Raw genomic sequence first — 13,635 nt, 5'->3', positions numbered from 1 at the left:
AGTGAGTTCCTACACTGATGAGAAGCCGGGCAGCGGAATTACTAAAGACGAGCGCGTAGATGTTATTATTACGACCTATAACGGCGAGAAGCATATCTTGCAACTTTTAGATTCGCTCGCAAAACAATCTTTTCAGAATTTCAATTACATTATAATTGACGACCATTCTATCGACCGGACAGTCAGGGTTATCCGTGATAGATTCCCGGGGGTTAAAGTTATAGAGCAGTCTCGCAATCGCGGACCGGCGTATAACAGGAATATTGCGGCGCGTATGGGTAACAGTGCATATCTTGTCTTTTTAGATGACGATGTTATTCTTAAGGATCAGGATTGGATTAAAAAGGGTATTGCTTATCTGCAGGGTGATCCTAAAATCGGGCAAATTGCGACTATGGTTGTGAGTGGTTTCGACTCGGATATTATACTGGATTGCGGAATTAAAGGGGAAGGCCCTACATTCGCAGGAGCGTTCTATAAAAAGCATCAAGATCTTGTCTTGAATAATCATAAAATTTCCGGTAAAGTTTTGGGCGCTTGTTCTGCGGGCACTGTTATCCGGAGGAATATCTTTGAGTTGATCGGTGGCTTTGATGCAAAATATTATTACATTAGTGAGGACTTAGATTTAAGTATTCGGGTGCATTTAACCGGTTATGATGTAGTTTATTTACCTGATATGATTACGTATCACTTGGAGAGCCAGGCGATGAGTAAGAGGGCCCGGGAGAAGCGGTACTTATACTTTCGTAATAATTTTTTTGTCTTATTAGAGCATTATCCCCTGAGCCATATTTTAAACAAAATTTTCCGATGGCAGAATTTCTATTTCTTTAGATCAGAGTTCTGGTTGAGGGCGAAGAAATTCTTTCAGAAACGTCCGATAGTTTTTGATGAAAGAGTCCGGAAAGAGGTAAACTCTAAGAGTTGGAAGATTTTCGTATTTTTTAGAATGTCGGCTTCCATATTCTTTAACTTCCCGAGGATTATGTTTAAGCGATGGAGGGTAGATTGTTTTAGGAAAAGGCCACGTCGATACCTACTCGAGCTCAATAAAGAAATGGAAGATAGATTAGCACTTTCTTTACCGGTGAAAAGTTTAGTTTTTCAGATTACCAATAAATGCAATGCTACCTGCAAGATGTGTTTTCTACGGCAAGAACTTAACAAACCCGCAAAATTTCTCACTTTAGAAGAGATTCGTCTATTTACGGTATCATTAAGTGATGTAAATAATGTTGTTTTAGGAGGCGGTGAACCTTTTCTCAGGGAGGATATAGATAAAATCTGCCGGTGTTTTATCGATAATAGGTCAGATGTCTGTATTACGATCCCCACAAACGGATATGACCCCAGACGTATCTATGAAAAAGTTAAAGGTATTCTTGCTTACGGCAGCCGGGATTTAATAATTAGCCTTTCTTTAGACGGGATGGAAGAATATCATGATCAGAATCGGGGGGTCGAGGGGTTGTTTAAAAAAGTACACCAAAGTTATGAAGAACTTGAGAAACTTTGTTTTTTTTATCCCGAAGTACTTCAGATACAGGTAAATACCTGTGTGACTAAAAAAAATATAGACCAGCTCGGAAAACTTGCAGCATTCATTCATGACTTTATGCCAAAGGCTAAATGGTTCCTTGAACCTGTTCGGGGTTCTTCTGATCCAAATGAAAACGAGGCTCTTTCTTTCGACGAATGGCGATTATTAAAGGAAAGCCTCGGTAAATTATTAATTCAGCATCCGCCTTCAAGAAGAAATATATTGAGCACACTATTTGAATACAGTCTTAAAGCGCTTCAAAACCAAAGCCAGCCGGTTCCTTGTCGCGCAGGCAATGAATTTATAGCAATTGATTATTGCGGCAACATTTCTTCCTGTGAGATTCTTCCGTATTCGGGAATCAATATACGTCAACTGGATTATAATATTAATCATCTTTTAGCTTATGAGGAATGGAAGAGGATTCTACGTAGTATCAAGCGCGGGGAGTGTTATTGTACGCATTTTTGCTGGTTGAGTTATAGTTTGATGGTTACAGGGCGTTTATGAAAAAACTGTCCAGTTTACTATTATGGTATGACACAGCAAGAGTTGGGTATCGCTTTAAGTGAGATTAGGAAATTGCTGAAGATTCCGCTCGCTTAATTCACTAATTATATCAGCATTCAGGGTATAATATGTCAAGAGAATCGATTATAGCATAGTAAAAAGAGGCCTTAAGGCAGAATGTTTAGTATACTGACTAACAAAAAGGATTCGTAGAGATGTTGAAAAATATTAGTAGATATATTCATAAAAATTTTACTCCTCTTTTTGTAAGTATTGTTTGTATATATGCGCTATACCTGAGAATTATGGTTTTATATCACCATACGTTATGGGCTGATGAATTGTATGAGTTAAGTTATATGAAAGGGACATTTTTAGAACTTTTAAATGCGTTACCAAAATTCGGCTATTGTTCATATTTATTTGGTGATGCCTATCTCTTTTTTCCGTTTTTCAAAATTTTTTCGTATAATAAATGGGGTCTAGCAATACCTTGCATAATTGCCAGCATTATAGGTTTTTATATATTATATCGTATCTGTAATCGGTATTTTAAGTCAATTTGGGCATATCTTATTACTTTTAGTATTGTTTGTTTTAATGCAACCTTAATTACACATGCCACTGAAATAAGGGCCTACGCTATATTGCCTACGCTTGCCTTGGCTATGTTATATTTGTTCCAAAGGATAAACGATCTAAATTTTAAACTAAGCATACCAAAAAGAATCGGAGCGATTATATTTTCTATCCTGGTGATCTGGTTCCATGTTTATGGGATCATAATGTTCTCCAGCTGCCTTTTGTTCACTCTTTTAACTAAATATGATGAGAAGGATTTTAAAACTTATTTAAGAAGTGCTCTTGCTTTTGCGGCTATCGTTTTATGTTTTTCTATGCCTCTTTGGATATATTCCGTATTTGGGCCGCATTATGTGGTTGCCCAGAATAATCTGGATCCTTTTAAATATATTCCCAACCCTTTCCTTAATGCCGTGGGTTTTTTAAAAGGCATAATTTGTAACCTTATCGGTTTTAAGCCATTATATTTTTTACTTATAGGCGTATTTATACCGGTCGTTTTCTCTTATGCAGGCAGATACAAACAATTATTGTTCCTTTTTATTACTGTTGTCATCCCCATTGTTTGCATTTTTCTTTTTGATTTGGCCGGGAAATATTGGTTTTTGCAGAGGCAATTTGCCTGGACGATGCCGTTATTTGCATTTTTTTTAGGGTGGGCCTGGGATGGATTCTTTTCTTATATTGCTAAGCGTAAATAATAGGGAGGAAGGTCAAGATGAATTCTAATTATAAGCTTTCTATAATAGCACCGGTTTATAATGAAGAGAATAATATAAAGCCATTTATGGAGAGGATATTAACGGTTATTCATGATCTCCGGTGTGATTATGAAATTATCTTTGTATCGGATCCGTGCACGGATAACACCGAAGACATTATCATGAATTTGCGTAGAAATTATCCCGCAGTCAAGCTTTTGAAGATGTCTCGCAGGTTCGGACAGCCGGCTTGCACTATAGCAGGCATACATTATGCCACCGGCGATGCTTGTGTAGTAATTGATGTTGATCTTCAAGACCCCCCGGAAGTCATCGGAGAGATGGTAAAAAAATGGAAGGAAGGCTACCACGTAGTTTATGCTCAAAGGGTAAGCCGCAGGGGAGAGACTCTCATAAAAAGGGTAGTTTCTTATCTAGGGTACCGTTTAATTAATAAGATGGCAGACGTCAAAATTCCCGCTAATACCGGGGATTTCCGCTTAATGAGCAAAGAAGTGGTCGGGCATTTGAAAGAACTGAAAGAGCATGATGGGTTCTTACGCGGATTAGTGGCGTACATAGGTTTTAGCCAAATCGGCATACCCTATCATCGTGATAAGCGGTTTGCAGGCAAGGGCAACTATAATAGGCTTTTTGGCTCCATACGTATAGGATTAAATGGCGTCTTCGGTTTCTCTAAATATCCTTTGCACTTGATATCTATCTTAGGTGTAATTATTTCTCTGTTTAGCTTCTTGTTTGGGATGACATATTTGTTACTAAAACTATTAAATTTTGATATTAAATGGGGTAATCCTACCCTGGTTATCTTGATTTCTTTTTTAAGCGGGCTCCAACTGTTGAGCCTAGGGATAATGGGTGAGTATTTTGCGCGTATATACGATGAGATGCAAAAGAGGCCGGCTTATATAATAGATAAAGCTGTTGGCTTCGAGGGTATTAAATAATATCGATATCGGAATGATGAAAGAAATGGTCGAAAAAATCCTGCCCGGAGCAGTCTATGAAGGAAGTTTTAAAATTGACGGAAGGAGCTATCCGTTTTTCAGTTTTTGTCAGCCCGATTCCGGAAATGGCTGGTCAGATCAGTTGACCCGGCAATTAAAGGATTTTACGAAGGAGCATCCCATTGATTGCTATAACCGCAAGCTTGCCATAGACGGAATTAAAGACAAACTGGCTAATGAAAATTGCTGTTATCTGGATGTCGGTTGTTCTTCCGGCCATATGCTGGAAATTATACTAAAAGACTTTCCAAATGTACATGCTGTAGGCACGGATTATTTTTCTGAAGGCCTGATGTATTGTCACCAGCGCCTGCCGGATATTCCGCTGTTCCAGATGGATTTGGTAGATTGCAAGTTTTCGGATAATTTGTTTGATGCGGTAACTTGCCTTAATGTATTAGAACACATTAAGGATGACGAGGCAGCTTTAAAACAATTGTTCAGGATTGTAAAGCCCGGAGGAAAATTAGTAGTGACTGTTCCGATGGGGCGCAGTCTCTATGATATATACGATCAGGTGCATTACCATATACGCAGGTATGAAGCTAACGAACTTATAGATAAAGTTCAATCTGCCGGTTTTAGTATTCTAAAACATAACCATTTCGGAACATTTGTTTATCCGGGATTTTATCTAGTAAAGCGAATCAATAGTTGGAAATTCCCCCGGTCTATTGATTATGAAAATAAACAGGTTGTTTTCAAACAGATTCGCGCAACTTCGCGGTTTATATTAATGGAAAAATTGTTTGGCATCGAGCATTTTTTAGGAAAAATAATAAAATACCCTTTTGGTATTAGAGGTTACGTAGTCGCTCAAAAGATGGGTTATAGAAAGTGAGGCAAGGGTAGGATGGGTAACAAGCTATTGTCAAAAATTAGGCTGGCTACCGGAATATATCCCAAGGTGATATTATATAAACTTTTTAAGAAATCCGTGCCGATATTGGTTACGTTTGGAATCACTAACAGGTGTAACTTAAGGTGCGAATATTGTTTTGTTAATTTAGACAACCGTAGCCAGAAAGATATGCCTACCGATAAACTTCTTAGTTATATTGATCAATTCATTGCACTGGGTACACAACAAATTGATTTACAAGGTGGTGAGCCGACTCTGCATCCAGATTTAGATGTTATTGTTTCTAGAATCGTAGGGAGGGGTTGCCAATGTTCAATGGCTACTAACGGATTCCAGGCTAAAAAGCATCTGGAGACTCTTAAGAAATGTTATTCGGTTTGTGTTAGCCTTGACGGTTTACCCGAGACTACTAACATGCATCGTGGTCAAGGCGCTTACGAAATTGCGAGAGAAGCTTTAGAAGTTATGTCAATCAGGAGGGTTAATGTTAGGCTCCACGGAGTTTTAACTTATCGGACAACCATTAAGGATATTAACCATTTGGTAGATTTGGCTAAAAAATATAGGACTAACGTAAATTTCGTTTATGCCTTAGATACGGGGGTTAAAAAAGGACACGGTAATGAGACATCTTTTTTTTCTGAACGAATAAAGAATATTGTCAGCTACATAAAGGGAATAAAAGAAAAAGGAGGGCCTATTACTTCCAAGGGGGGCGCTATTCATCAGCTCTTAAATTGGCCATATCCTCCCCAGGATGTTTTAATTGAAAATGAAATGACAACTGAAGAAAAAAAACAGATGAAAGCTTTAAAGATACCTCGCTGTCTCTGGGGATACCTGGCTTGTTTCTTCAATGTTGATGATTGTTTATATATCTGTCCCAGGGCTTATGATCGCCCGGAATATTATGTCAGGATAGGAAACCAAACTGTAAAGGAAGCTTTTTTAAAACTGACCGCGCTTAAAAAGTGTTATATGTGCGGGCAGATGGGAGATTTAAGCTACAGTTTTAACTTGGATACTGATAATATAAAGACCTGGATGAAGTATTAGCTATGATAAAAACAATTGCTGTTAGTGGAGGTACGGGATTCCTGGGTCACCGATTGGTTAAAGACCTTCTCAAAAAAGGGTATATGGTAAGGTGTTTGACTCGCTATTGTAGCCGGGTTGATTTTTGCAAGAGTGATAATCTTAAAATTATTGAAGTTGAGTGGAATAAAAATGAATCCCTGCGTCGGGCAGTTAAAGGGGCTGATGCGGTAATTCATTGTGCAGCAATTCATCCGGCAAGGACATTACATAACAAAGAAGATATCCTTAAGTTTAACATTGATGGAACAAAGAAGCTTTTGGAGTGTTTAGATGCACCGGAAAAGTTCATTATGGTATCTTCAATGCGAGCGTTAATTAATAGTGAATCCGGTGGAGTCTTTAACGAAGATAGCCAATATGATTTTCGGGAGCATGACACGCCATATGGTTATAGCAAGTTTTTTTCAGAAAAGGTTTGTTTTGAGTTTAGCCGCAAAAATGGTTTGCCGCTTACCGTAATTAATCCTACTCCAATTATCGGCCCGGAAGATGTAGGCCCTTCGCCCAACGGGGAATTCATCTTAGGTTTTCTTAAATCGCCAGTGTCGTTTACGGTGAAGAGTAATTATAGTTTTGTGGATGTGCGCGATGTATCTATGGCCATATTGAAAGTATTAGAAGTTAATAAGGCTGCGGAAAGATATGTTCTTTGCTCAGCGAATTGGCCCTTGAGAACATTTATTAGAAAAATTCAAGGCATTGCCCATACGCGAAAACCTATTCTGGAAATACCTTTGCCATTGGCTTATATGTTAGGTGGATTTTTTGAATGTATACAAAATATTAAGCCGGATTTAAAATTACCCGTAACCAGGGCTTCAGTAGAATTTGCGTCTTTGAATCCGGTATTCAAAGGGGACAAGATTAAAGAATTAGGAATTTCCTATACCGATCCGGATACGACATTAAAGGAAGCTGTAGAATGGCTGATAGCTAACTATTAAAGAAATCTTGTAATAATTATATAAAAATTATATGATAATCTGTAAGGCTCCTGAAATAGTTTTTTCCTTAAAAGGAAAATGCTCTAGCTGTTGTAGGGAATATAGCGGTGAAGGGAGTTATTCTCTTAGTGATATTGTACCATCAGGGCTATGTCCGTTCGCTTACTATTCAATAATACCTTACTGGGTTTCGTTTAAAGAAGGGGCTTGGTTTAGATGGAGAAACAAAAAAAGCGATGTGTTTTGTCAATGTCCCCGGACCGAAGGAATAGTATTTTTAGTTAGAATCATAGGAAAATCCCGGAAAACCGGAATTGAGGCCGAAGTTGTGGGGATCGGGAACGATGCCTGTCCAAATAAACACCGCTTAGGGCAGATTTTTAAAATCGAGCATGATAAATTTTGTCCGGCAATTTTTCCATCATTATGGAGTAAGTTGGATGAGATTCAAAATATATCAGACGGTAAAATAATGATTAACTGCTGTTTATCCGAAAGCAGGCTCCTTGTTTTTAAACGTTAAGCGCAATAAGGCTATTTATGGGTCAAAATATTTGCTGTTCAGTTTTGAATCAACGGGTTGATACGCTAAAGGTCAGGGTTAAGAATTTCCGTAACCCCTGTTTTTTTTACCGTAAATGCCAAGAAGAATTCAATATTATAAATATGGTGCCCGAAGGTGTTTGCCCGGACTTATTTTTTGGAATATATCCGCAGTATCTGAGTTTGCTTTACGGCGGAAAATCCAAGACCAAAGGCCAGTTGGTCCTTAGTTGTCCAGGCACAAAAGGTAAAACTTTTTGGGTGATTAAGGCGAGGAAGCTATTCTTTTGGCCCTTGGTTAACCTTGCTGATGGATTATTCAGATTTATTGGCCGACCTAAAGATTTGTTTGATAGTTGCGTGGAAATCGAATTACTTAGGGTTGAAGGAATATGCCCGGCAGGCTACAGCGGTAAGGTTAAGTTTTCATTTAATCAGTATTCACATCTATGGGGAAGGAGATATTTCTGCCCCGCGGTTTTTTATACGCTGTATCCGTTTTTAATCTCAAATAACAAGCAGGATGGATTATTGTTGCAATGTCCGGCTGACTATACATCTATCACTTTTGAGATAGCTGAGAAAGGTTAAAAGAATTGCGTAGAACACGATCTAAACGCGCTTTATTTTCTGTTTATGACACGCATGGGGTTGAAGAGTTCGCAAGGGATTTAATAAAAGCCGGCTGGGAAATCCTTGCTTCTAAAGAAACAATTGCTGTTCTTAGTTCTTGCGGTTTACCAGTTACGGACATAGCTGATTTTACCGGCGTAAAAGAGGACTATGGATTCCCCCCGACCCTACATCCCAGAATCGAACATTGCCTTACTGGAAATGACCCGAATCAGAAGATAGACTTAGTTTATATTATCAATTATCCTTTATCTCTGGGTAATGATGTAGGCGGTAGGACGATTTTAGCTTTAGCAGCTAAGGGGGGGCGTCTTCCAGTTATGTCTTTAGTTGATATGGCTGAGGTCGTCAAGCAAATTAAGCAAAATGGTGAAGTCTCCGATTGCATGAGGCGGAAACTTTTGGATAAAACCAATGCTTTAATTTCTAAACACTATATTTCCCTGGTTAAACAGAAAGATCAATATGACGCTATATTTGGCCAGGTCGTCAGGAGTTTAGTAAACGGAGAGAATCCTTATCAGGTTCCTGCTGATATGTTTAAAACCGAAAGCCAGGATCAACTGGCTTTACCGAATTTTAGGCATATATCCGGCGAGTCTGTTTGTTTTACCAATCTTGCTGATTGCGACTCATTAATCCAGACTATTGTATTTTGTTCTCAAGCGTTTAAATTAAACCGTAACCGGATCCCTTATATTTGCGTGGCGGCTAAACACGGAAATCCTTGCGGCCTGGCTGTAAGCTGGGATGATCCGGGAGAAACCATTAGAAGAGCTTTGTTTGCTAATCCCCGGGCTATTTGGGGAGGAGAATTAGTGATAAATTTTAGGGTAACTGGAAAAATAGCTAAATTATTATTTGAAAGTTCTGAGCGTAAGAAGTTATTGGGTAGTCCTTTTTGGATGTTAGATGTGATTATGGCTACAGGATTTTCTCCCGAAGCGATAAAAACACTCGGTAAAAGAAATCAGCGCAAACTTTTTGAAAATCCGCATTTAGCCAATCCGTCTATCTCTATAGAAAAATATGTTTATCGTTTTGTGCGGGGAGGTTTCTTGCGTCAACCTCCAGCCAATTACGTTTTGGATTTAAGGAATACTGAATTTATAGGTAAAAAATTGTCAGAACAAGAAAAAGATTCTCTTATAGTGGCTTGGTCAGTTGCTTATAGTTCTAATCACGGAGGTAATGAGGTATCATTGGCCTCAAAAAGGAGCCTTATTAGTTGCGCTGGCGGTCCATCAACTCTAGAGGCAGTCCAATTAGCTATCCATAAGGCGGAATATCTTGGAAAAAGTTTAAAATCGGCCGTCTTCGCCGCCGATGCTTTTTTCCCTTTTACCGATGCACCGCAATTGCTTATTAAAGCCGGAGTTTCCGCAGGAGTTGTGCCTTCCGGAGGGAAATTATTTAAAAAAGTAAAAACTTATTTTTGGAATAATAATGCCAGTATGTTTTATTTACCTGAACAATATCGCGGCTTCTGCCGGCATTAATTTATAGGTGAACGGAGTAAAAATGCGTTTTTTTGTTACTGGAGCGGCGGGATTTATAGGAAGTAATTTAGTGGATCGTTTATTAGAAAACGGTCACGAGGTTATTGGATATGATAATTTTTCTACCGGTTTTAAAGAATTTTTAATTAACGCCAATAAATCTCCAAGATTTACACTGGTAGAAGGAGATACGCTTGAACCAGTAAAAGTCATAAAAGCCGCTAAGGAATGTGATTTCGTATTCCACTTGGCTGCCAATGCCGATGTGCGTTTTGGCCTCAAGCATCCGGAAAAAGACCTTCAACAAAATATTATCGCTACTTTTAATGTGCTTGAGGCAATGCGCTCAAATGGCATTAAAAAGATCGTTTTTCCTTCAACAGGATCGATTTATGGAGAAGCTAAAATCATCCCGACCCCTGAAAGTGAGCCGTTTCCGGCGCAGACATCTCTATATGGCGCAACCAAATTAGCCGGTGAAGGATTAATAGAGGCCTATTGTGAAGGTTTTGGCTTCCAGGCCTGGATATTCAGGTTTGTTTCTATCCTGGGAGAGCGTTATACTCATGGTCATGTCCTTGACTTTTATAAGAAGCTTTTAGAGAATCCTGCTGAACTAACTGTTCTCGGTAACGGCGGCCAGAAAAAGTCCTATCTTTATGTGCAGGATTGTTTGGATGCCATACTTTTTGCTATTAATACATTCAAAGGTAATGTGAACATCCTTAATCTAGGGACGAATGAATATTGCCAGGTTAATGATTCTATCGGTTGGATTACCGCTCATCTTGGATTACACCCTAAACTTAGATATACGGGAGGCGATAGGGGATGGGTTGGTGATAATCCTTTCATATTCCTCGATACGGCAAAAATTAATAATGCCGGCTGGAAACCAAAGCTTACTATTAAAGAAGCTATCATCAGGACCTTAGAATATCTTAAGAGTAATAAATGGATATTGGAGAAAAGAGGATGAAAATTTGTGTGTTTGGCCTGTGGCATCTGGGTTCGGTGACCAGCGCTTGCCTGGTAAAATTAGGACATAGAGTCTCCGGGCTCGATTTTAATAAAGAGATAATCAACAGCCTGCAAAAGGCCAAGGCGCCTTTGTTTGAGCCGGGATTGGACAAAGCAATACTAGAAGGAATCCGGTCAGGAAAGTTATCATTTACGTGCAACGCCAGGGAAGTCTTGAAAAAAGCAGAGGTCCTCTGGATAGCTTTCGATACTCCGATAGACGATAAAGATGTGGCCGATATATCATTTCTTGAGGATAATATTAAAAAGATTATGCCTTATTTTAAAACTGGACTTAGGATAGTCGTTTCTTCCCAGGCGCCGGTAGGATTCGTTAACCGGATTGAAGAGATTTTTACAAAACGCTATCCCAAGAAAAACTGTTATTTTGCCTGTTCTCCGGAGAATCTAAAATTGGGGAAAGCCATGGATGCCTTTTTAAATCCGGATCGAATTGTAATCGGAGTCAGGAATCAAGAATCGAAGGATGCCTTCAGCTTTTTATTCTCCTCAATTTCTACGAGACTGGAGTGGATGAAGATTGAATCCGCTGAAATGGTCAAGCATGCCATAAATTCATTTTTGGCGGTTTCAGTTTCTTTCGCTAATGAGATTGCCTCTATTTGCGAACAGGCCGGCGCAGACGCAAAAGAGGTCGAGAGGGGCCTTAAGACCGAATCAGGCATCGGCACGAAAGCATACCTTTGTCCCGTTACGGCTTTTTCCTGAGGTACCCTTGCCCGTGATATAAACTTTTTGATAAGATTGAGTAATAAATTTAAGTTACCTTCTTACCTTATCAAGGCTGTCAATAGCAGTAATTCTTTTCATAAAAAATGGACCGAGAAAAAATGCCATCAGGTTTTGAAAAACTTCAGAAAAAAGAATGTAGCTATCCTTGGGTTGGCTTATAAGCCCGGGATTGATACTTTACGTAGGTCTCCTGCTCTGGAGTTGGCTAAATCACTTCATGCCAAAGGGGCAACGGTGAAGGGATTTGATCCTATAATAAAAAGCGTTCCGCGAGATATCTCTAAGGTGATAGGGTTAAAGAAGAGCGTTAAAGAAGCCGTAATTGATGCCGAAGTAGTTGTAATTGCCGCTGATTGCCCGGAATTCCTGCATTTCGATTCAGAAATAATGAATTTAATAAAGAAGAAGTTTATTATCGATCCAAACGGTTTTATTGCGAACCTATCCGGATTTAAGAAGTTTAACTATATTTGTGTCGGAAGAAATTACAAGGAAGGGAGCAGAGTTTGAAGCTAAAAGGCCGCACCGCTATAATTACCGGAGCCAGCCAAGGATTGGGAAAAGCCATTGCCATGGAATTTGTCAGGCAGGGCGCGGACGTTTTTATTTGTGCTCGCGAAAAAGAAAGTTTATTAATGGTTAAGGAGAAGTTAAAACATGTTGCCGTCAAGGGCCAGAAGGTTTTTGCTGTGGTAGCAGATGTCTCCAAAGAAGCCCAGGTCAAGAGATTAATCAATGCAGCCATAGTTGAATTTAATCATGTAGGCATTCTTGTAAATAATGCCGGAATTTATGGTCCGCTGGGCCCGATTGAAGAAGTTAAGCCCGGAGATTGGGTTAAGGCTGTTGAAATTAATTTATTCGGGGTATTTTATTGCTGCAAACACATTATTGGCCATATGAAAAAAAATAATTACGGAAAGATAATAAATCTTTCCGGGGGAGGCGCAACATCCCCGCTTCCTTTTGTCAGTGCTTACGCGGCATCCAAAGCCGGGGTGGTCAGGTTTACTGAAACCTTGGCGGTTGAATGTACCGGTTTTAAGATCGATGTAAATTCTATGGCTCCCGGTGCGCTTAATACCAGATTACTTGACGAGGTATTATCTGCCGGCCCTAAGGTTGTGGGAAAGGATTTTTACGAAAAGGCCCAAAGACAGAAGATAAGCGGAGGAGTTCCTTTAGAAGTGGGGGTCAAGCTGGCTGTTTTTCTGGCTTCTTCTGAGAGCGATGGGATTAGCGGGCGTCTTATCAGCGCGAAATGGGACCCCTGGGAGTCTTTACCCAACCGGCGGAAGGAATTAACAAAAAGTGATATTTATACGCTACGTCGTATTGTCCCCGGAGACCGCGGGAAAGAATGGAAATCACTATGAACGTTGGAATTATCGGTTGCGGTGTGATTGGTAAGAAACGGGCGCTTGGTCTTGGCCAGCATAAACTTTTGCTGGCCGTTGATTCTGATATTAAGCGCGCAGAAACCCTGGCGGCTTTAAAAAGCCAAGTGCAGGTTTCTACTGATTTTCATGATGCAATAACGGACCCCCGCATTGATATTATTATCATTTCTACAACTAATGATATGCTCTCTCCGATAGCCCTTATGGCAGCAGAGGCCGGTAAGCATATATTGGTTGAGAAGCCGGCAGCTAGAAATTTTAAAGAGGTAGAAAGCGTCATAAAAGCCGCTAAGAAGAAGAAAGTTATGGTTAAAGTGGGTTTTAACCTACGCTATCATCCGGCGGTGAAAAAAGCCAGGGAAATCATAGATTCTGGTAAGATAGGTGAACTCATGTTTATGCGCGGCCGTTACGGCCACGGAGGCAGATTAGGCTACGAAAAAGAATGGAGGGCTAATTTTAAGATCTCCGGTGGAGGGGAATTGATCGACCAGGGAGTACACCTGATTGATCTTGCGC

At 39.7% G+C, this 13,635-nt stretch carries 14 protein-coding genes; all 14 read left to right on the top strand.

Annotated features, from left to right (window positions below):
- Nucleotide 1: 1 nt before the first annotated feature.
- On the top strand, nt 2-2,053 hold the full coding sequence (locus PHC29_06835) for a glycosyltransferase (GenBank protein ID MDD5109200.1): 2,052 nt from the start codon (nt 2-4) through the stop codon (nt 2,051-2,053).
- A 215-nt stretch (nt 2,054-2,268) separates the two neighbouring features.
- The gene (locus tag PHC29_06830) at nt 2,269-3,336 is read left to right on the top strand and encodes a glycosyltransferase family 39 protein (protein MDD5109199.1); all 1,068 of its coding nucleotides are present in this window, start codon (nt 2,269-2,271) and stop codon (nt 3,334-3,336) included.
- A gap of 17 nt (nt 3,337-3,353) precedes the next feature.
- A complete protein-coding gene (locus tag PHC29_06825; GenBank protein MDD5109198.1) occupies nt 3,354-4,304 on the top strand; it encodes a glycosyltransferase family 2 protein in 951 nt (316 codons plus the stop codon).
- Nucleotides 4,282-5,205, top strand: a complete 924-nt coding sequence (locus PHC29_06820; GenBank protein MDD5109197.1) for a class I SAM-dependent methyltransferase — start codon at nt 4,282-4,284, stop codon at nt 5,203-5,205. The genes PHC29_06825 and PHC29_06820 overlap by 23 nt, the downstream gene beginning before the upstream one ends.
- Nucleotides 5,206-5,232: 27 nt before the next feature.
- Nucleotides 5,233-6,282 (top strand): radical SAM protein, encoded by a 1,050-nt coding sequence (locus PHC29_06815; protein ID MDD5109196.1) that lies wholly within the window; start codon nt 5,233-5,235, stop codon nt 6,280-6,282.
- 2 nt (nt 6,283-6,284) lie between these two features.
- Nucleotides 6,285-7,268, top strand: coding sequence for an NAD-dependent epimerase/dehydratase family protein (locus PHC29_06810; GenBank protein ID MDD5109195.1), 984 nt, complete (start codon nt 6,285-6,287; stop codon nt 7,266-7,268).
- A gap of 31 nt (nt 7,269-7,299) precedes the next feature.
- Nucleotides 7,300-7,791, top strand: coding sequence for a hypothetical protein (locus PHC29_06805; GenBank protein MDD5109194.1), 492 nt, complete (start codon nt 7,300-7,302; stop codon nt 7,789-7,791).
- A 17-nt stretch (nt 7,792-7,808) separates the two neighbouring features.
- Nucleotides 7,809-8,402, top strand: a complete 594-nt coding sequence (locus tag PHC29_06800) for a hypothetical protein (protein ID MDD5109193.1) — start codon at nt 7,809-7,811, stop codon at nt 8,400-8,402.
- A 5-nt stretch (nt 8,403-8,407) separates the two neighbouring features.
- Nucleotides 8,408-9,943 carry a hypothetical protein gene (locus PHC29_06795; protein MDD5109192.1) on the top strand — a complete coding sequence of 512 codons (1,536 nt, stop codon included), beginning with the start codon at nt 8,408-8,410 and terminating at the stop codon, nt 9,941-9,943.
- A 22-nt stretch (nt 9,944-9,965) separates the two neighbouring features.
- Nucleotides 9,966-10,922, top strand: a complete 957-nt coding sequence (locus tag PHC29_06790; GenBank protein ID MDD5109191.1) for an NAD-dependent epimerase/dehydratase family protein — start codon at nt 9,966-9,968, stop codon at nt 10,920-10,922.
- Nucleotides 10,919-11,692, top strand: coding sequence for a nucleotide sugar dehydrogenase (locus PHC29_06785; GenBank protein MDD5109190.1), 774 nt, complete (start codon nt 10,919-10,921; stop codon nt 11,690-11,692). The genes PHC29_06790 and PHC29_06785 overlap by 4 nt, the downstream gene beginning before the upstream one ends.
- Before the next feature lie 36 nt (nt 11,693-11,728).
- The gene (locus PHC29_06780; GenBank protein MDD5109189.1) at nt 11,729-12,226 is read left to right on the top strand and encodes a UDP binding domain-containing protein; all 498 of its coding nucleotides are present in this window, start codon (nt 11,729-11,731) and stop codon (nt 12,224-12,226) included.
- Nucleotides 12,223-13,092 (top strand): SDR family NAD(P)-dependent oxidoreductase, encoded by an 870-nt coding sequence (locus tag PHC29_06775; protein MDD5109188.1) that lies wholly within the window; start codon nt 12,223-12,225, stop codon nt 13,090-13,092. Before PHC29_06780 ends, PHC29_06775 begins: the two co-directional genes overlap by 4 nt.
- The coding region (locus tag PHC29_06770) for a Gfo/Idh/MocA family oxidoreductase (GenBank protein ID MDD5109187.1) at nt 13,077-13,635 on the top strand (559 nt) is incomplete at its 3' end. The genes PHC29_06775 and PHC29_06770, both read left to right, overlap by 16 nt.

The sequence above is a fragment of the Candidatus Omnitrophota bacterium genome (genome assembly GCA_028712255.1).
Taxonomy (GTDB): Bacteria; Omnitrophota; Gorgyraeia; order Gygaellales; family Profunditerraquicolaceae; genus UBA6249.
Note: the sequence above shows the minus strand (reverse complement) of the source record. Positions and strands in the feature narration are given on the sequence as shown.